The organism is Brevibacillus sp. GCM10020057 (genome assembly GCF_042683565.1).
Classification (GTDB): domain Bacteria; phylum Bacillota; class Bacilli; order Brevibacillales; family Brevibacillaceae; genus Brevibacillus.
Genome location: NZ_JBHUJW010000024.1, coordinates 30,615 through 50,238, shown reverse-complemented (window position 1 = coordinate 50,238; position 19,624 = coordinate 30,615). Strand labels below are relative to the sequence as shown.

The window sequence follows — 19,624 nt, the reverse complement described above, 5'->3', positions numbered from 1 at the left end:
TAGCGCAAGCCAATCTATTTCGACTATTAGGTCACTCTTTCGGGAGCGAAGGAGCCTGACTGTTTCGCGCCTGCGCGAGCAGTTCCTCCAGCTCCTTCATGAATACGCTGATGTCCTTGAACTGGCGGTAAACCGAAGCGAAACGGACGTATGCCACTTCGTCGACGCGGCACAGACGCTCCATGACTTTTTCTCCAATATCGTTGCTGGGGATCTCCGCCTGACCGCAGCTGCGCAGCTCCCGCTCGATGTCATTGACCACATCTTCCAGCACTTCCAGAGGCACCGGACGCTTCTCGCAAGCCCGCACCAGGCCGCGCAGCACCTTTTCGCGGCTGAATTCCTCGCGGGTGCCGTCCTTTTTCACGATCAACAGCGGGGCCTCCTCGACCATCTCGAAGGTAGTGAAGCGACGTTCGCACTGTTCACATTCCCGCCTGCGGCGAATGGACTTATTATTATTGAACGGACGCGAATCCAGGACTCTAGTCCCGTTATACTCGCAAAATGGACAACGCATCGCAGCAATCAACTCCAGTACGAACAATACTTTGCTTACAGTGTCCCTCAATTTCCCTTCAGAAGTCAAGTCAATCCTTGTACCTATTTAAAGCATAAGTAGATTCGGGTACAATAGGGTATTGTTGGAGGGATTGGTATGAGGTTAGTATCATTACGACAAGTTCAGCCAGGCATGAAATTGGGCCGTACCGTTTTCAATGAAGACGGGAAAGTGCTGCTCGGCTCGGGCATGATCTTGACCGAGCGTCTCATTGCGGGGCTGGCGCGATCCAAAGTCGACGCCATTTACATCGACGATCCCCGGACACGGGACATCGAGGTGGAAGAAGTCATCCAGCCGCAAACGCGAACACTCGCAGTGGAGACCATCAAGAATACGTTCAAGCAGATCACCAACTCAAACAAACTCGCTCGAAAAATATCCCTTGTTGAAATGGGTCTGCATTTTCAGCGTGCCTTCAGTTCTATCCTCGAAGACCTTTTGCTGAACAAGCAAATCATCGGTAATCTGGCTACCCTCTCTTCGCATTCACCATCCTTGTATCACCATTCGGTCAATGTCGCAGTGCTGGCTGCCGCTGTCGGAATGTCGCTCGGCTACAACCGGCAGCAGCTCATGGACCTTGGAATCGGCGCCATGCTGCACGACATCGGCAAACTGAATCTTCCGCAAGAAATGCTCCAGAAGGAAGAGCGCTGGAACGATGAGGAAAAAGAGATCGCCAAGCAGCATACGACGTACGGTTTTGAGCTGCTGCGAAAACAGCAAGACATCTCCCTGCTGTCTGCCCACATCTGTCTGCAGCACCACGAGCGGTTGAATGGCAGCGGCTATCCCCAGGGCTTGCAGGGCAAGCAAATTCACGAATACGCGCAAATCGTGGGCATCGCGGATGTCTATGATTCCTTGACATCGCCCAAGCCTTGGCGCAAGCGGTACATGCCCCAGGACGCCCTCGAGTATTTGCTCGGATCTGGCGGCCATCTGTTCGAGCACCACCTCGTCAATGCCTTCATCAAGCATATCGCCGTTTTCCCAATCGGGAGCAGCGTCGTCCTGAACACCGGTGAAGTCGGGGTCGTCAGCCGCGTCGATTCAAATTACCCTCACCGTCCCAGTGTGCGCATCATCAAGGACGGCCGCGGCAACGACGTCCATCACCCGTATGATCTGGACCTGAAATCGAATATCAAGCTGTTCATCGTCGGTTTTGAGGATGACGGGCTGTTCCTGATGAACGATCTTTTCTAATCCTCGCACACGTCCCGGACTGAATGCGAAGTCATTCCTGTCTGCTAAAAAACCCCTTTGCTCCCGATTGAGCAAAGGGGTTTGCTGTATGTGCTGCCGCAAATGGAGCAAAGACCTTTAGTTGATGCCCGCAGCAGCTGCTTCTTTTGTCATCGCCTGGTTGTACATATCGGACACGTGGCGCACCAGGTCAACGACGCGGCAGGAGTAGCCCCACTCGTTGTCGTACCAGGCGATCACTTTTACCTGGTTGGTGCCCATCACCATTGTAGACAGGCCGTCCACGATGGAGGAATTGTCGTTGCCGTTGAAATCGCTGGAGACGAGCGGTTCATCGCAAAACTCCAGGTAGCCTTTCATGCTGCCTTCGCTTGCTTCGCGCAGGACGCGGTTCACTTCTTCTACCGTAACCGGCTTTTTGGTGTTGATTACCAGGTCGACGACGGAAACGTTTGGAGTCGGCACACGCAGGGCGAATCCGTTCAGCTTGCCGTTCAGCTCCGGCAATACTTTGCCCACAGCGCGCGCGGCACCTGTCGTCGTCGGAATGATGGACTCACCGGCTGCACGGGCGCGGCGCAGGTCTTTGTGCGGGTTGTCGATGTTCACCTGGTCGTTGGTGATCGAGTGGATGGTCGTCATCAAGCCTTGCTCGATGCCGAACGCGTCATTCAGCACTTTGGCTACAGGCGCCAGGCAGTTCGTAGTGCAAGAAGCGTTGGACACAATATGATGGTTCGCATGGTCGTAGATCGATTCGTTTACGCCCATAACGATTGTCGCGTCTTCCTCTTTTGCCGGTGCCGTGATGACCACCTTTTTCGCGCCGCTCTGCAGATGCTTGCCAGCGCCTTCGCGGTCTTTGAACTTGCCCGTCGCTTCCACGACGATTTCCACACCCAGCTCGCCCCAAGGCAGCTTCAGCGGGTCACGGTCGGAGAGCACGACGGTAGGTTTGCCGTCCACGATGATCTTGTTGTCTTGTACTTCCACTTTATTTTGCAGACGTCCGTGAATGGTGTCGTATTTCAGCAGGTGTGCGAGCGTTTCAGCTGGATAGCTGGCATTGATCGCAACGATCTCGATGTTGGGGTCCTGGATAGCGCGGCGGAAAACCATGCGCCCGATACGGCCGAAACCATTAATACCAATTTTGATTGTCATATATAGAAACCCCTTTCACAATTGAGTTACGCTGTTCTGTTACTTTTATTATAATAAGTATGACACAATTATCAATGTGTTTTACTGAAAAATAAATATTTAGACGATTTCCCCATCCTATTTTTAATGCGTTTTCCATAGACTGCCCGATCCATGACGAAAGCCGCTCTCTTTTCATCAAGAAAGCGGCTTTCATTGCAAATTGGTATTGTATATGCTCTTGTAACGATCGTGATAGTAGAGGACGCGCTGCACGTACTGCCTGGTCTCTCCGAACGGGATGTCCTCGATATGCTCCCGCTGCCCGCTCCACTGCTCGCTTTCCAGCCATCCGCTGACTTTCCCCGGCCCCGCATTGTACGCGGCGACGACCTTGACGAGGTCGCCCTGGTAGCGGTCGAGCAAAAAGCTCAAGTACCACGTCCCGATGTGAATGTTCATGACCGGATCGTACAGGTACCGATCGTCCTTGGGCCGAAATCCTGCCTGCCGGACGATCCACTCGGCTGTATTCGGCATGATCTGCATCAGTCCGATTGCGCCTTTTTTCGAGACGCGATCCGTCTTGAAGCTGCTCTCGGAGCGGATGACAGCCAGGATCAGATACGGGTCGACGTTGTATTTTTGCGATGCCGTCACAATTTCATGCTGAAACTTGATCGGGTACATCCACTTCCAGATCAAAGACGTATTGAGCAGCAAAAAAACGCTCATCAAAATGAGCAACAGAAACGCTGCCCTTTGGCGCAGCTTCATGAGTTCAGCTCCGCGCGAATCTGTGCCAGCATCTCTTCGACCTGACGTTCTGTTTCTTCTCTCGACGCGGAGTTGTCGATCAAAAAGTCGGCGTCCGCCCTCTTCTGATCGATCGGAAACTGTGCCCGCAGCCTTTTTTGCGCCTGCTCTTCTTCCAGTTCATCCCGTTCGATCATCCGCGCGAGCTGCATGTCGGCCGGCGCGTATACGACCACGATCTTTTCTACCATATGCTGCAGCTTGCTCTCGAACAAGAGAGGAATGTCCATAAAAACGATGTCTGCACCGCCCGCTTCCGCCGCTTCCGCCTCTTCCCGCATCACGCGGCGCACCTCGGGATGAACGATCGCATTCAGTTTTTGACGCTGGGACTCATCCGAAAAGACGATTTCCCCCAATTTCTTCCGGTCAATCTGCCCATCCGCGAGCAAAATCTCCCGGCCAAAGTGGCGCACGATGGCTTCGTAGGCAGGCTTGCCAGGCTCCACGACCTCTCTGGCAATCTGATCGGCGTCAATCACCGGTATTCCCCGCTCGCGCAGCATGCCTGTGACCGTGCTTTTCCCCGTAGCGATTCCGCCAGTCAATCCCAATATCATGCACATCCTCCTCTCCGATTAGCGATTGATTGTACGAACGAAAGAAGCCGTTACTTTTTTTGGCACTTGGGACAAATATGAGTGCCACGTCCTCCCACAACAAACCGGACGATGGGCGTGCCGCAACGGACACAAGGCTCGTCTTTCCGGCCGTACACGAGGAGGGACTGCTGGAACATGCCCATTTCCCCTTGTCCGTTGACGTACGACTTGATCGAGCTGCCGCCTTGCTCTACCGCTTCCGCCAGCGTGGAGACGATGCTCGCGTGCAGGCTTGCGACCTGCTTGCGGGTCAGCTTGCGCGCCGGCCGCTCGGGGTGGATTCCCGCCTTAAACAGTGACTCGTCCACATAAATATTCCCCAGCCCGACAATACATTCCTGGTTCAGCAATAGCGGCTTTATTTTTGTGGATCGGTCCTTCAGCAGCTGGCGCAGGACGTCCACCGTAAAGCTCTCGTCCAGCGGCTCTACGCCGAGCTTGGCCAGCGGACCTGTCGTCGTCTCCGTTCCCAGCGGAATCACGTCCATCGTCCCGAACTGGCGCACGTCCCGATAGCGCAGCTCGGTGCCGTCCGTAAAGTGAATAATGACATGGGTATGCTTCTCGACAGGCTCGTCCGCCTGATATAGGCCGTACCGCCCTTCCATGCGCAGATGGGAGATCAGCACGTCCCGATCGAGTATAAACTGGATGAACTTCGCCCGGCGCTTGATCGCCTGAATGGTCTGTCCCGCCAGCAGAGACTTGAACGCCTCCACGTCATCCGGGGTGCGGATAATGCGCGGCAAATGCACGCTCACCCGCTCGATCTGTTTGCCGACCACCAGTCCGCCCAGCGTCCGGACGACCGTTTCCACCTCTGGCAATTCCGGCATATGCCTCCTCCTCTCGCTGTCTGACTCTCTCGCCCGCGAATCGCTTACTTGGCGTCGTACCAGCTGTGTCCGAAGTTCACGTCCACCTTGAGCGGCACGTTCAGCTCCAAGGCGCCCTCCATCACCTGCGGCACCAGCTTCTGCATCGTCTCCAGCTCATCCTGCGGCACTTCAAACACCAGTTCGTCGTGCACCTGCAGCAGCATGCGGCTCTTCAGCCCTTTTTCCTGCAGGCTCTCCTGCATGCGGATCATCGCCAGCTTGATGACATCGGCTGCGGTGCCCTGGATCGGCGTATTCATCGCCGTCCGCTCCGCAAAGGAACGCAGGTTGAAATTGCTGCTGCGAATGTCAGGCAAATGGCGGCGGCGGTGCAACAGCGTCGTGACAAAGCCGTCCTGCTTCGCCTGCTTGACGATGTCCTCCATCCACTGCTTGACGCCGGAAAAGACGGAGAAATAGCGTTCGATGAAATCGGCCGCTTCCTTGCGCGTAATATTCAGGTTCTGGGAAAGTCCGTAGTCGCTGATGCCGTATACGATCCCGAAGTTGACCGCCTTGGCCTGGCGGCGCATCAGGGAGGTCACTTCGCCCTCGCTCACGCCGAACACGTCCATCGCGGTGCGCGTATGGATGTCCATGCCTTTGCGGAAGGCGTCGATCAGGTTCTCGTCGCCGGAGATGTGCGCCAGAATGCGCAGCTCGATCTGGGAGTAGTCCGCTGCCAGCATGTACCAGCCTTCCTCGGACGGGATGAACGCCTCCCGGATCTTGCGGCCTTCCTCCATGCGGATCGGGATATTCTGCAGGTTCGGCTCCGTGCTGGACAGCCGTCCTGTCGCGGTCGTCGCCTGATTGTACAGCGTGTGCACCTTGCCCGACTGGCTGTGGATCTCCTTGGTCAGCCCTTCGATGTACGTCGAGCGCAGCTTGCCCAGCTGGCGGAACGTCAGGATCGCGTCGATGATCGGATGGTATGGCGCCAGCTTTTCCAGGACGTCCGCGCTCGTGGACGGTCCCGTCTTCGTTTTTTTCAGCACAGGCAGATCGAGCACGTCGAACAAAATTTCGCCCAGCTGCTTCGGCGAGTTGATATTAAACGTCCTGCCAGCCAGCTCGTAAATTTGCCGTGTCAGCTCCTCCAGCTTGGCATCCAGCTCGACTCCCATTTGATCCAGGCGATCGCGGTTGACCGTGACTCCCTGCTTCTCCATCTTGGCAAGCACCATGCTAAGCGGCGCTTCCAGATCGCTTAAAAGCTCGTTCATTTCGTTCTGCGCCAGCTGCTCGCGCAGGACGGGCACGCTTTGCCAAATGGCCGCTGCCTTGTGCGCCACGTGCTCGCTGATGACATCCGTCTGTGGCAGCACACGCTTTGCCCCTTTTCCGTACACCTCGTCATCCGCCCTCACACGCACGCCTGGCGCGTACTGGGCCGCGATGGAATCGAGCGTCGGGTTGCTCTCGGTGGCATTCAGCAAATAGGAGGCCAGGTAGACGTCGAAGCCGATGCCTTGGATGTCCAGACCGTGCCAGGAAAGCCCTACCGTGTCGCGCTTTCCGTCAAACACCCACTTCTCCTGTCCGGCGTCCGCCAGCCACGTGCAAAATGCCTGCCAGTCCTTCGCCACGTCCCATGGCACGTAGAAGGTCACATCGTCCGCCGACAGGCCAAACCCGATGATCGGCGCGTGATGGTAGTTCTCCCCGTCCATTTCCACGTAAACGGCCATCGGCGACGTCAGCTTGCTTGTATAACCGTCTGCCGTCTCCGCAGAAACGACCTCGAAGGAAAACGGAGCCGCTTTTTCCCCGGCTCCCTCGCCCTCTGCCGGCGCTTCCACCTTGATCTTGGACAGGAGCGATTTGAACTCCATCTTTTTGAAAAACTCGCTTACTGCTTGGCCGTCATAGCCGGAATAAGCGGTCTGCCGCACATCCAGTTCAACTGGCGCTTCCCGCAAAATCGTCGCCAGCTCCTTGCTCATCTTCGCCTTGTCGACGTTCTCGCGTAGGTTTTCCTGCAGCTTTTTGCCGGACACCCGATCGATGTTTTCCAGCACAGCTTCCACGGAGCCGTATTCGTGCAGCAGCTTCAGGGCAGTCTTTTCACCGACTCCGGGAACGCCCGGAATATTGTCCGACGTATCTCCCATCAGCCCCTTGAGGTCGATGATCTGCAAGGGGGCTAGTCCGTACTTGTCTTGAATTTCTTGAGGGGTGTACAGCTCGATCTCGCTTACGCCCTTGCGAGTGAGCGCGACAGAGACATGCTCCGAGACGAGCTGGAGCATATCCTTGTCTCCCGTGATGACGGTCGTCTTCTGCGCCTGCTCGTCCGCCCTCTTGGTCAGTGTGCCGATGATGTCGTCGGCCTCGTAGCCTTCAAGCTCGAAGCGCCGGATGGAAAATGCATCCAAAAGCTCGCGGATCAGGGGAAACTGCTCCGACAGCTCCGGCGGCGTTTTGGCCCGTCCCCCTTTATAATCGGCATATTCGCTATGGCGGAACACCACTTTGCCCGCATCAAACGCTACCATGATATGCGTAGGCTTCATTTCCTCCAATACTTTCAGCAGCATGGTCGTGAATCCCAGTACGGCATTGGTATGCAGCCCTGTCGACGTGGACAGGAGCGGCAGGGCATAAAACGCACGATTGGCGATACTGTTTCCGTCAATCAACACAAAATGGCTCAAGCAATCCGACCCCTCTCGTTACAAAAACTGCTATCTTCAATCGTAACATAGGGAAGACGCAGAAGCCAAGTGCGCGGAACTTGCGGGTAAAGTGGCAGGCGCTTGAACAGACTAAGGAAAAACAAAATGGAAGGTGATCCCGTGATTGCAAAAAGACGGATGAGGTGCATCTCCCTGGTGGGTGCAGCGTTATTTTTCTTTTGTACAAACTCGTTGGCCGCAGCGGCCTCACCCCCTGCACCGATCACCCCCGCGCCGTCGTCTGCCCCGCAAAAGGCCGTCGCTTTCGTCATCGACGATTTCGGAAACAACATGGCGGGAACGCAGGAGATGCTGGCGCTGCCAGTCCCGCTGACCGTTGCCGTCATGCCGTTCATGCCGAGCACGAAGCAGGACGCCGAGCTGGCTCACCAGAGAGGGCACGATGTGTTCGTCCACATGCCGATGGAGCCGAACAAAGGCAAAAAGTCGTGGCTGGGCCCCGGCGCGATCACCTCAGACCTGTCCGATGACGAGATCAGGCAGCGCGTGCAAAAAGCGATCGACGACGTCCCCCACGCGATCGGGATGAACAACCACATGGGCTCCAAAATCACGGCGAACGAGCATATCATGCGCATCATCATGGAAGTGGTCAAAGAACGCGGGCTCATCTACCTGGACAGCAAAACGACAGACAAGAGCGTGGCTGGCAAGCTCGCGGCAGAACTGGGCGTCCCGTACGCGGAAAACCAGCTTTTTCTCGATGATGTATACTCCCTCCCGCACATCTCGGGGCAGATGGAAAAGCTGTGCAAGCGCATCGACAGCCTGCCGGTATGCGTGGCAATCGGGCATGTGGGACCTCCCGGCAAAAAAACAGCCTCCGTCCTGCGGCGGTACATCCCGCGAATTCAGAAGGAGGCCAGATTCGTCACCGTTTCGCAGCTAGTTCATCAATCTTTCCATTAAGATTTTCCACAAGCTCTCGTTCACCCTCGCCTCCTCCATGCCCAAGTTTCCTGTCAGTATGGTATATTCGCTCACAGCCTCCTTGATGGCCTGGGCGATTTTTTCTTGTCCTTCCCCCTCTGTCAGCATGCGGCGGTCAGCCGCGTTGCTGATAAAGCCCATCTCGACGATCACGGTCGGACAGTAGCTGTGCCGCAAAACGTAATACGTGCCTCCTTTCACTGGCTTTTCGCGGGAACCCGTCAACTGGTTGAGCGAATCTTGCAGCAGTTGGGCGAGCATGTAGCTTTGCTCGTTGCTTTGGTACAGAACGACCGGTCCGCGCCGCCCTTGGTCGGACGACCAGTTCACATGCAGGCTGAGCATCATCTGCGGAGCGAGTTCTTTTGCGAGGCTCCTGCGCTGAGCGAGGTCGCGAATATGCCGCGAGCGCGTATTCAGCCAGCGGTTATCGTCGCTGAGTGCGATGTCCTCCTGGCGATTCAGCGCTACCTGGTATCCAGCTGCCGTCAACTGCTCGTACAGGCGTTTGGCTACTTGCAGATTGATGTCTTTCTCGTGCAGATCGCCAAAGGAAGTGCCCGAATCCACGCCCCCGTGCCCGACATCGATGAGGATGTTGATCGAGGTGAGCGGGATTGCCTGGCTGCGCGGCGGAATGCAGACGGTGAAAACAATCAGGGCTGCGAATAACAGGATGCTCTTTTTCATGCTTGTAGGATTTCCCGATTGTAAGTAAACCTTTCAGGCTGCCGGGTAAGCATAACATTGTGAATTCTTTCATCCAACGGTACAATAGATACCATCTTGACTTTCTCCCAGAAGAAGGTGCACTTATGGAAAAATCATTGGAAAAACCGTTCTTTCCCCCGTATCTTGCGCTGTTTCTCGGGGTAGTCGCCGTATCTACTTCCGCCATCTTTGTGAAGCTGTCAGCCGCTCCCTCTCCCATCATCGCGACGTACCGGCTGGTGTTCTCCGTCCTGCTGACCCTCCCCCTCCTGCTGTGGAATCGGGGAGCTTTGGCGGAGATCCGCGTGATGCCCAAAAAAGTGTGGCTGCTCTGTACATTGTCCGGTGCCTTTTTGGCCAGTCACTTTTTGCTCTGGTTTGAGTCGTTAAACTACACCTCTGTGGCCAGTTCCACAGTCCTGGTCACGCTGCAGCCTTTGTTCGCCTTTATCGGAGGTTACTTTTTCTTCGGCGAACGGGTCCGTCTGCTTGCCCTGGCCGGGGGGCTGCTGGCGATCGTCGGCAGCTTCGTCATCGGTTGGGGAGACTTTCGGGTAGGAGGCATGGCGCTGTGGGGGGACTTCCTTGCCCTGCTTGGAGCCGCGACCGTTACCGGTTACTGGCTGGTCGGGCAATACGTCCGGCAGTATCTGTCGTCCTTTGCCTATACGCTCGTCGTATACTCCGTAACCAGCATCATTCTCGTCGGGTACGACCTGGTGCTCGGTTATCCGCTCGCGGGCTATCCCGCTGCCGACTGGGGCTGGTTCTTCTGCCTTGCGCTGTTCCCGACTCTGCTCGGCCACTCCATTTTCAACTGGATCATCAAATGGCTGAATACGACGACGATCTCCATGGGCATCTTGGGAGAACCGGTAGGCACGGCCATCCTGGCTTATTTCATCCTTGGGGAAGCAGTGACGCTGCCGCAATGGGTTGGCGGTCTGATCATTCTCGCCGGCATTTACCTGTTCACCCAATACAATCAACCCGCCAAAGGAGTGACTCCCGTTGAGCAATCTGCCACAGCACCGGAAAAGCTTGCGTGAATGGATCAAGGGCCTTAGCGTCTGGTCCAAAATCGGATGGACAATCCTGCTCGGCTACATCGTCGGCCGCATCATCTACTGGATCGCCAAACTCGTCACCTCGTAAATCGCGCCAATCACAAACAGCCCTCCGTTCGACCTCGCCAGTCGGGTCAATCGGAGGGCTGTTTTCATCAGCGGGTCAAGCCGCCGAGTTTTGTCCTTTCGGAGCTTCCGGACTCGGACTTGCCTTTGGCTTCTTATGCAGGAAGTACAGCAGGAAAAGCGACAGGGCAATCGGAATCGTCGAGACGAGGAACGTATCGCCGATGCCTTGCACCAGCGCCTCTTTCGCCATGATCCCGTAGAGCAAGGTACTCGCACCGCCGCTTGCGCTCGCTGCATCGACTCCCGCCTGCGTGTACAGGCCAGCCAGACCTGAAAGCAGCTGTGTCGCGACGTCCGTGTTCATGTTGTCTGCGATGGAGGCCATGTGGAACGTCTGCCGGGACTGCATGATTACGGTCAGGATCGCGATGGCAAACGAGCTCATGACTTGCCGGAGCACGTTGGACAAAGGAGAGGCATCCCCTACGCGCGACCGCGGCACCGCGTTCATCCCGACCGTCGACAGCGTCATCATGCAAAGGCCGATGCCGATGCCGCGAATGGTCAAGATTCTGTCGATCCATTCGTGCATGCTGTCTGCCGCCAGATTGTGCAGCTCGAAAGTGGTCACCGTCATGATCGACAGCCCGACCAGACCGATTGGCCCGACGCCGTATTTGTCCAACAGCTTGCCGCTGATCGGCATCATGATGGCCATCGCGATGGACTGCGGCATCAGCAAAAGCCCCGATTCCATGGCCGTCAAGCCCTGGACATTTTGCAGGAAGATCGGCATCAGGAAGATCCCGCCCATCATCCCCATCATGACGAAGCCGGATGTCAGAATACTAATGGTGAACACCGGAATTTTGAGCAAAGACAAGTCAAGCAGAGGATGCTCCTTGCCCAGCTCGACCCAGACGAACAAGGCGAGACTCATAATGGCTATGAAGAACAGAAACACGATGTAGAAAGACGTCCATCCTTGCGCCTGCCCTTTACTGAAAGCCAAAAGGAGCGCACCGAAGCCGACAATCGCGAGGAATGCTCCGAGATAGTCGAACTTCAGCTCCGGCTTTTTCGGCGTTTCCTTCAGCAATACCGACGACATGATGATCGCAAAAATGCCGAACGGCACACCGACCAGAAACAGGAACTGCCAGCTTAAAAACTCGACCAGATAACCGCCCAGCGTCGGCCCGAGAGCAGGCGCCGTCATCGCGGCAATCCCGAAGATCCCGAGCGCCATCCCGATTTTTTCGCGCGGCACGATCATGTAAATCATCGACATCCCGATCGGCATGATCATCCCGCCGCTCACGCCCTGAATGACGCGGAACGCAATCAGCGAAGTGTCGCTCCACGCCAGCGCACAGAGCACGGATGAGATGGTAAAGAACGTCAGGGACAGGACAAACACTCTCTTCGCTCCGAACTTCGCAGAAAGAGAGCCGCTCATCGGGATCATGACAGCGTTCGCCAGCATGTATCCCGTCAACACCCACTGCATGGTGTCTGTCGTAGAACCGAAAATGGTCACCATAGCAGGAAGTGCTACGTTAATCAGACTGTTATTCAAGATCGCAACGAAGGTTCCGGAGAGGATAGCGAGAAGAGACAACCACATTCCGCCGCTTCCGCTTTTATCCTCCCGCTGTGCCACCGCTTCCGCCATGTCCTCACCCCCGTTAGTTTGCGATCACCTTAGTGCCCTCAGCCAATTTGTCGGTCGGATTCAGCACTACTTGATCGTTCTCGTTAACGCCTGCCGTAACGGTCGCCCAATCGCCGCTCGTGTTGCTCACAGTCACTTCCACTTGATGGACCACATCGTTATCGACTTTGTAAATGTATTGCTTGTTGTCTTTTTGCTGCAGAGCCGCTGTCGGCACTTTGGTTCCTTGTTCGGCTTGCCCTTGCAGCATGACTTCTGCGACCATACCGGCACGCAGCAAGCCATCCTTGTTCGGCATTTTCACCTTGATCGGGAAAGAGCTGCTGTTAGCGTCAGAGATCGGGGAGACAAATTCCACAGTCCCTTGCAACACTTTGCCGCCCAGGCTGTCGACTTTCACATCGACGGTAGAGCCGACTTTCACATTGTTGATTTGCTCTTGCGGAACGCTTGCTTCTACCTTTACTTCATCCATTTTCACCAACACGAGCAGTGGCGATCCGGCAGCCGCCATTTCGCCCGGATCGATGTTGCGCTTGGCAACGATACCGGAAATCGGCGCGCGGACGATTGTATTGTCATAGCTGCTTTTCGCCAGCTCCAGGCTGGAATTGAGCCGGCTTACTTCCGCCTGCAGCGCTGCTACCGTATCCGAGGTCGGGCCTGCTTTTGCCAGATTGTATTGCGCTTGTGCCTGCTCGAGACCCGTGCGCGCTTTTTCCAGATCGAGCGATGTTTTCTCCAATTCCGCCTGGGACAATGCGCCGGAATCAAAGAGGGCCTTCATCCGGTTGTAGGTGCTCTCTGCGACCTTCAGGCTCGCTTTTGCCTGCTCCACGGTGCTGGCGAGCTGCTGCAGCTGCTCATTACGCGCGCCTGCCTTGGTGTCTCGCAGCTTGGCCTGGGCACCGGCAATCGCCGCTTGCGCCTGGGCAATTTGCTGCTGGTAGTCGGATGCTTCCAGCGTCACCAGAACGTCGCCTTGCTTGACGACAGAGCCTTCGTTCACATTGACGGTTGCCGCCTTTCCGGATACTTTGGACACGACCTGAATTTCTTCGGAGGCCGCGATTTTCCCGCTGGCAATCACGCCTGCCTGGGTGGAGGCTACTTTCCACGTTTTCACCACCGGCAAAGTTTCTTCATTCGTGCCGGAAGCAGATTCGCTGCAACCGGCGGTAATCAGGGAAACGGCTGTGAGCACTGCGCCGATTGTTTTCCAATGCTTGTTTTTCATGATCATTACATCTCCTTCACGTGCACTTTGATCTCAACGTTCAAGCCAGCTGCCAGGTGCAGGCCTTGGGTGTCATCAATGGCAATCTTGATCGGGATACGCTGGGTGACTTTCGTGAAGTTACCGCTTGTGTTGGTTGCCGGCAACAGGGAGAACGTGGAGTTCGTGGCTTTCCCGATGTCCATCACGTGCCCGGTCAATTGTTTGCCTGGGAAAGCATCGACCGTAAAGTCTACCTTTTGGCCCAATTTCAAACGTTGGATCTCTGTTTCCTCCAGGTTGGCGGAGATGTACAGCTTGCTTTCGTCGATGACGAGAGCGACGGAAGTTCCGGTGGAAACGACCTCACCCTCTTTTGCCTGTGTCTTGATGACGGTACCGGTAATCGGCGAACGCAGAACGCTGTTGTCCAGCAGGTTCGTCGGGATGTTCGTCGTTTCCAGCTGGCCGACGATTTGATCCGCTACGACAGCGTCGCCCTCTTTTACAGCGAGTCCGGTCAGTTTGCCTGTCATTTTGGGCATGACACGATAAATATCTCCCGTAATTCGTGCGTCTTGTGTAGTCACATAATGTTCACCCTGATACCAGTAGTAGTAACCGATGCTGCCACCGCCTACCACGATCAGGAGCAAAATGACATACAATACCAGTTTTCGCTTCATGGTTTCTCCTCAGCTTTCTATCTCTTCTAGTTTGGTGACCAAAGCTTCCAAAGAGTTAATAATGTTATTGAGTTCTTCTTCCGTAAAACTGTTGAAATGCTGCTTGTAAATCTCGCCGGATAACAGATCCACCTTCTCAAACAGCTCGGTGATCTTGTCTGTTTTCCGAATCCAGACTACACGGCGGTCATGTTCATCCCGGACTCGCTCCACCAATTGCTCTCTCTCCAGGCGATCAATAATGCCGGATACAGTGCTATACGAAAGGTCAACGGCTTTGCTGATCTGTCCAATCGTCTTCGGTTCCGCGTTGATTTGTTTAATGACCACCAATTGCGGCACAGTTAGCCCGTATTTGCACAGCTCTTTTGTGGCCATTATCCCGAACGTTTTATTCAGACGTTTCAGCAAGTCCCGGATATGCAATGGCTTGTTCATGATGCACTCCTTTCCTGAATAATATTTCGTACGCGAAATTTTATCACACGAAACACTATACGACTTTTTTTGTTTCATGGCAACTATTTCTTTGCTTTAAATTTTAACTAAGTAAGCAAAACGACTCGACCGCACCTCATTCAGGTGCTGTCGAGTCGTCGGGAGTCTTGGGATTGCCTGGCAGAATCGCCGGTTCTTCCTCCGGGGTGGCACGGCTGACGCTGGGAACATGCCTTGGCTCGTATTCGATCTCCGGGAAGGAGTGTACGGAGACGTGCATCGTGCCGCCGTACACTTTGGCCCGAATCAGGATGGGGTACGCGTACTTGTTCTGAAAGACAAAGTCTGGCCCGTACCAGCTGACTGTCGCATCCCGCCCCGGCCGCACATACGCTACGTGCCTGCTGTGCGAATACCGCTGCACGATATGCAGGCCAGCCTTGTCCACCGCATTAAAAAGCGTGGAAGAAACCTGGCAGATCCCTCCGCCGATCCCTTCCGACAATTCTCCGCGCACGATGACAGGGGCTTGCAAATAGCCTTTGGCCCGCGTCCGCTTGCCCACCACCTTGTTGAAGGAAAAAATCTCCCCCGGCAACACAACCGTATTGTTGATCGCCCTGGCTGCCAGCGCGATATTGTGTGAGCGGTTTTTGTTGCCCGCATTGAAGTACGTTGTATATTCACCGATTCTCTTCTTCCTCACCTGCGTCATTAGGGCGGTGTCCACTTTCGGATAAATTTCCTGGTACGTCGCCTTGAGTACCCCTGAACCGCTGCCGTAATAGTAATTGTAGAATTGCGTAAGAAAGTCCGTCTCGTTCAGCTTCCGTCCCTTTTTGTCTTGCACGATTGCGCCAGTGTCGTCGATTGTGGCGTTGATCGGCTCGATGTACGCCTTCTCTGCCAGACGCTCCATGGTCATGCGCAAATGCTCCTCGTCAACGGTGGGCACGCCTTCCCACGGCACGGTGTAATCCGATCGATCCAGTATCGCCACTGTCTCCCCTTCCATTTCTACCTGCAGAAAAGGAACGGGATCGAGGGGATTTGCCAGCAGCAGAGCCAGCATCAAACCATAAACCATCCGGCTGCTCACCTCCTGTCTGTAGTATGAGCAGCCGGGCAAGTTTCATGCGGTCATCATTTCGCTGGCCAGACTCACATGCAAGCCAGCCGACCCATGATGGCCTCGGTGACCACCTTCAGCCGCTGCTGATCGGTCGCTTCCAGGTAGACATTGTTCAGCTGCTCCCGCAGTTCTTTCGCCGCAACGAGACAAGCGGTCGCCTCCTTGATTTTTTGCGAGTAGCGCGCCTTGATGTCAAACAGCTCATCGGCATATTGTTCATCCGTACCTGGCGTGATTGCCCGCTCGTACATGTCGATGACTTCATCCGTCGGCTTGCTCGGAAAATACTCGTGGGGAGCAGTGCTGTCAAAGAGAGCCACGCCTTTTTCCGGCAAAATGACCATGTCCAGGCTGTGCGGGTCCAGACCGCAGTGGTAGACCTCCACGTCCAGTCCGCGCTGCTCGGCTTCGCTCACCAGCCGCTTGAGCATCGTCGATTTTCCCGAACCCGGACGCCCCTTGATGAAGTACCGCTTCTGCAAATGATCGGTCAGCTTCATGATGTGATCGACCGGCCCTTGGGGAGTGGCGGCCCCAAGGTACATCCTCCTGACACGTGCCGTCTTGCCCAGCGGCTCGTCGGCAAAGAGACGTTCGATCAGCTCCTCCGTCACGCGGTTCGCCTTGTCACGGTCCAGATTCGCGATGTACGGTGCTTCCCACTCGTCATGGATGCGCAGCGCTTCCGCAAACGCGTCGTACGCCTCCTGGCTGTGCCGCGCGATGCCGGCGTTCCAGCCCGTGATCTGCGCCGCATAGGGCGTGAGCAGCTCAACCTTCAACGAAGTCTGCAGATTCACCTGGATATCGGTCACACCCTGCGCGAGCGGCCGATACTGGCGTGGGTAGCTGCCGTCCATGACAGCGACCTTCCAGTCCGTGAAAATGACGCCGTCGTATTTGCCATTCTCAAACGGCGAATGAATCCATTCCACCTGATCGGTCACTCTCGCCATTTCCTTGCCGATGGTCTCAATCACTCGCGACGTGATGCCTTCTACCACACCCGTCAAATAGTAAATTCGCTCCATCCCCGCCAGAACAGAATCATAGAAAGTCCGGTATCCTCGGGCGGTGTTTCCCGCCGCGTAAATATGTCTCTCTCTTTTTGCCATCGTCATTCCCTCCTGTGCTTCCTGATGCAAAGTTGAATCTCTGCATGATATGCACAAAAAAAGGAATGGGCTCCCGAAAAAAAGAGCCGCTGCAAGCCATGCTTGCGGCGACTCTTTGAATCATTGACCGACGGCAAGATGCGGTTCGTCACTTGTTCAGGTCCGTCAGCTTTCCCGTCGACATGTAAATGATCCACTCGCAAATATTCGTCACATGGTCCGCAATCCGCTCCAAATACTGGGCGACCAAGAGCAGATGCGTCCCCTGGGAGATCGCTGTCCCGTTCCTGGTCATGACCTCGATCAGGTCGCGGAAAATGGTGGAAAACAGCTTGTCGACAATGTCGTCGCGTGCCGCGATTTCCTCTGCGTCCACTTGATTGCGCGCGATATAGGCATTCAGGCAGTCCCGCACCATCGCCTTCACGTGGTCCGCCATCAAGGGAATGTCGATCAGCGGCTTGACGTATGGTTCTGTCATCAGCCTCCGCGTCGTCTTGGCGATCGACACTGCATGATCTCCCATCCGCTCCAGATCCGTCACCAGCTTGAGCATCGTCCCCAACCGGCGCAGGTCGCTCCCCACGGGCTGCTGCAACGCGATCAGCCGAAAACAATCGCTCTGAACTTCATGCTCCAGTTCGTTGATGAGGTGATCGCTGCCAATGACCTGCTCGGCGAGCTGTACATCCCTCTCCACCAGGCTTTTGATCGCTTTATGAATGGCTTCCTCCACCAGCGTGCCCATCGCCATCAGCTTGCGGTGCAGTACGTCCTGCTGTTCCTCAAAGGTGTGCCGCGACATATCCTCGTCCCCCTTCGTATATCTGTGGTTACGACAAATAGTACAAGGGGATTGTAGAGGGACGGTAAAGACCGTGTGTGGTTTCTGTAAATCTTTTCAGTGCAGCGGCAGGATGACGGTAAAGGTCGTGCCTTGTCCTTCCTCGCTTTCGACCGAAATATGCCCGTGCAGGTTGTCCACCAGGTGCTTGACGATTGCAAGGCCGAGTCCTGTTCCTCCGGAATCGCGGCTGCGCGCTTTGTCCACCCGATAAAAGCGCTCGAAAATGCGCGGAATGTCTTTTCCCGGAATGCCGATGCCTGTGTCGGCGACCTGAAGCCGGACGTTTTTGCCTTCCTTCGCGGCATGAATGGCGATCGTTCCGCCCTCCGGCGTATAGGCGACGGCGTTCGACAGCAGGTTCAGTACAATCTGCTGCAGGCAGTCTCGATCCGTCATCAGCCAGATGTCCTCGCCAGCGATCGGCAGCTCTATCGTCAGCTGCTTGCGCTGCGCCTGGTCGTGCATAATCGCGGCCGCCGATGCGATCAGCTCCTGCACATGCACCTGGCTCATTTGCAGCGGAATGCGTTTCTGCTCGATCCTCGACAGGTCGAGGATGTCGCGGATCATCCGGTAGAGCCGTTCGCTTTCGTCCGAGATGATCTGCAGGAAGTTGCGGCACGTTTCCTCGTCCTGCATCGCCCCTTCCAGCAAGGTCTCCGTAAAGCCCTTGATCGACGTGATCGGGGTGCGCAGCTCATGGGAGACGTTCGCTACGAAATCGCTGCGCATCTTTTCCAACCGGCGTATGTCGGTGATGTCGTGCAGCACGACGACTACGCCGCGCGCCTCGCCCCTGTAGTTGATGTACGGCGCGAAGTTGACATCCAGCACGCGCTCCTGCGGGTAGTAAATGTGCACCTCTTCCCGGAACTTCTCGCCCTTGTCCAGACAGCGGTCGATGTAGTGGCTCAGTCCAAAGCTTTTTCCCGCCTCGATATGGAGCTTGCCGACGATCTCGTTTCCCGCCATCCCGAGCAGCTTCTCCACCGCCGGATTGACCAGCATGATTCTGCGCTGCTCGGAAATGAAGATGACCCCGCTCGTCATATTGGTCAGCACGCCCGACAGCCGCTGCTGGTTCTCGGAAATCTCGTACATCTGCTGCTCCAGGCTGGAGGCCATGAAGTTGATCGCCCCTGCCAGCTGACCGATCTCGTCCTTTGCCTTGATGCGCACGCGACTCTCGTACTGCCGCTGCGTAATGTTGCGGGCGACGCGGGTAATTTCCTCGATCGGCCGGATAATGGAAAAAGAAATGCGGGAAACGACAATCGAACCGACTACCAGCGTGACCAAAAGCCCCGTCAAAAGGCTGTACCACATGTTGTGGATCGTATTGGTGATGTCTTTCATGGACATCGCCGAACGCACCGCCCCGACGATTTGTCCATCCAACGCGATGGGCACCGCCACATACATCATGTCGTGCCTCAGCGTCTCGCTGTAGCGCCGCGATATACCCGTTTCCCCGCGCAGCGCCGCGATGAACTCCGGCCGGTCGTGATGGTTTTCCATCCCGTTTGCATAGGTAGAATTGTCAAAAAGCACGGTGCCAGCCTGATCGATGAGCGTCAGCCTGACGTCGTTGGCGGGAGCTACCTGCAGCACTCGCTCTTCCAGTACCTGTTTGTCTGAAAAAACTTCCGGGAACCGTACCGCCTGCGCGATGAGCCTGGATTCCCGCAACAGCAGTTCCTGCAACGACTGCAGGTAGGAGTTTTCAAGCACCTTGGCAAAGTACAGCCCCAGCAGGAGCAGAACCAAGGAAATCAAACCGAGTATGGTCAAGGTGAGTTTGATGCGAAAGCGAGTCAAAGGCGGTG

At 55.7% G+C, this 19,624-nt stretch carries 19 protein-coding genes; 4 read left to right on the top strand and 15 right to left on the bottom strand.

Annotated elements, in window-relative coordinates:
* Positions 1-31: 31 nt before the first annotated feature.
* Positions 32-520, bottom strand: coding sequence for a transcriptional regulator NrdR (nrdR, locus tag ACFSO0_RS08700; RefSeq protein WP_376879009.1), 489 nt, complete (start codon positions 518-520; stop codon positions 32-34).
* 138 nt (positions 521-658) lie between these two features.
* On the opposite strand from nrdR, the gene ACFSO0_RS08695 reads away from it, so the two are divergent.
* Positions 659-1,774: an HD-GYP domain-containing protein gene (locus tag ACFSO0_RS08695; RefSeq protein WP_376879007.1), complete on the top strand. Its 1,116-nt coding sequence runs from the start codon at positions 659-661 to the stop codon at positions 1,772-1,774.
* A gap of 117 nt (positions 1,775-1,891) precedes the next feature.
* Here ACFSO0_RS08695 and ACFSO0_RS08690 read toward each other — a convergent pair whose 3' ends face one another.
* From ACFSO0_RS08690 to polA, 5 genes are all read right to left on the bottom strand, one after another.
* The gene (locus tag ACFSO0_RS08690; protein WP_376879004.1) at positions 1,892-2,938 is read right to left on the bottom strand and encodes a glyceraldehyde-3-phosphate dehydrogenase; all 1,047 of its coding nucleotides are present in this window, start codon (positions 2,936-2,938) and stop codon (positions 1,892-1,894) included.
* A gap of 192 nt (positions 2,939-3,130) precedes the next feature.
* On the bottom strand, positions 3,131-3,694 hold the full coding sequence (locus tag ACFSO0_RS08685) for a lytic transglycosylase domain-containing protein (RefSeq protein ID WP_376879001.1): 564 nt from the start codon (positions 3,692-3,694) through the stop codon (positions 3,131-3,133).
* A complete protein-coding gene (gene coaE / locus ACFSO0_RS08680; RefSeq protein WP_376878998.1) occupies positions 3,691-4,299 on the bottom strand; it encodes a dephospho-CoA kinase in 609 nt (202 codons plus the stop codon). Before coaE ends, ACFSO0_RS08685 begins: the two co-directional genes overlap by 4 nt.
* 44 nt (positions 4,300-4,343) lie before the next feature.
* Positions 4,344-5,171 (bottom strand): DNA-formamidopyrimidine glycosylase, encoded by an 828-nt coding sequence (mutM, locus tag ACFSO0_RS08675; RefSeq protein WP_376878995.1) that lies wholly within the window; start codon positions 5,169-5,171, stop codon positions 4,344-4,346.
* Between the two features lie 44 nt (positions 5,172-5,215).
* Positions 5,216-7,870 (bottom strand): DNA polymerase I, encoded by a 2,655-nt coding sequence (polA, locus tag ACFSO0_RS08670; protein ID WP_376878992.1) that lies wholly within the window; start codon positions 7,868-7,870, stop codon positions 5,216-5,218.
* Positions 7,871-8,029: 159 nt separating this feature from the next.
* Here polA and ACFSO0_RS08665 point away from each other — a divergent pair, with 159 nt between their 5' ends.
* A complete protein-coding gene (locus ACFSO0_RS08665) occupies positions 8,030-8,821 on the top strand; it encodes a divergent polysaccharide deacetylase family protein (RefSeq protein ID WP_376879105.1) in 792 nt (263 codons plus the stop codon).
* On the opposite strand, the gene ACFSO0_RS08660 is transcribed toward ACFSO0_RS08665, so the two are convergent.
* Positions 8,798-9,532 (bottom strand): N-acetylmuramoyl-L-alanine amidase family protein, encoded by a 735-nt coding sequence (locus tag ACFSO0_RS08660; protein WP_376878990.1) that lies wholly within the window; start codon positions 9,530-9,532, stop codon positions 8,798-8,800. The two genes, ACFSO0_RS08665 and ACFSO0_RS08660, sit on opposite strands and share 24 nt — an antisense overlap.
* 125 nt (positions 9,533-9,657) lie before the next feature.
* Here ACFSO0_RS08660 and ACFSO0_RS08655 point away from each other — a divergent pair, with 125 nt between their 5' ends.
* On the top strand, positions 9,658-10,602 hold the full coding sequence (locus ACFSO0_RS08655) for a DMT family transporter (RefSeq protein ID WP_376878988.1): 945 nt from the start codon (positions 9,658-9,660) through the stop codon (positions 10,600-10,602).
* Positions 10,565-10,708 carry a hypothetical protein gene (locus ACFSO0_RS08650; RefSeq protein WP_376878986.1) on the top strand — a complete coding sequence of 48 codons (144 nt, stop codon included), beginning with the start codon at positions 10,565-10,567 and terminating at the stop codon, positions 10,706-10,708. Before ACFSO0_RS08655 ends, ACFSO0_RS08650 begins: the two co-directional genes overlap by 38 nt.
* A 75-nt stretch (positions 10,709-10,783) precedes the next feature.
* On the opposite strand, the gene ACFSO0_RS08645 is transcribed toward ACFSO0_RS08650, so the two are convergent.
* From ACFSO0_RS08645 to pnpS, 8 genes are all read right to left on the bottom strand, one after another.
* Entirely contained in the window at positions 10,784-12,364 is a 1,581-nt protein-coding gene (locus ACFSO0_RS08645; RefSeq protein WP_376878983.1) for a DHA2 family efflux MFS transporter permease subunit, read from the bottom strand.
* Positions 12,365-12,377: 13 nt separating this feature from the next.
* Entirely contained in the window at positions 12,378-13,601 is a 1,224-nt protein-coding gene (locus ACFSO0_RS08640; protein ID WP_376878981.1) for an efflux RND transporter periplasmic adaptor subunit, read from the bottom strand.
* 5 nt (positions 13,602-13,606) lie between these two features.
* The gene (locus ACFSO0_RS08635) at positions 13,607-14,266 is read right to left on the bottom strand and encodes an efflux RND transporter periplasmic adaptor subunit (RefSeq protein WP_376878979.1); all 660 of its coding nucleotides are present in this window, start codon (positions 14,264-14,266) and stop codon (positions 13,607-13,609) included.
* Between the two features lie 9 nt (positions 14,267-14,275).
* Positions 14,276-14,704 (bottom strand): MarR family winged helix-turn-helix transcriptional regulator, encoded by a 429-nt coding sequence (locus ACFSO0_RS08630; RefSeq protein WP_376878976.1) that lies wholly within the window; start codon positions 14,702-14,704, stop codon positions 14,276-14,278.
* Between the two features lie 136 nt (positions 14,705-14,840).
* Positions 14,841-15,791 (bottom strand): VanW family protein, encoded by a 951-nt coding sequence (locus ACFSO0_RS08625; RefSeq protein WP_376878974.1) that lies wholly within the window; start codon positions 15,789-15,791, stop codon positions 14,841-14,843.
* A 74-nt stretch (positions 15,792-15,865) separates the two neighbouring features.
* Entirely contained in the window at positions 15,866-16,951 is a 1,086-nt protein-coding gene (locus ACFSO0_RS08620; RefSeq protein ID WP_376878971.1) for a hypothetical protein, read from the bottom strand.
* 148 nt (positions 16,952-17,099) lie between these two features.
* A complete protein-coding gene (phoU, locus tag ACFSO0_RS08615; protein ID WP_376878969.1) occupies positions 17,100-17,756 on the bottom strand; it encodes a phosphate signaling complex protein PhoU in 657 nt (218 codons plus the stop codon).
* Between the two features lie 96 nt (positions 17,757-17,852).
* A complete protein-coding gene (gene pnpS / locus ACFSO0_RS08610) occupies positions 17,853-19,616 on the bottom strand; it encodes a two-component system histidine kinase PnpS (RefSeq protein WP_376878967.1) in 1,764 nt (587 codons plus the stop codon).
* Positions 19,617-19,624: the final 8 nt, after the last annotated feature.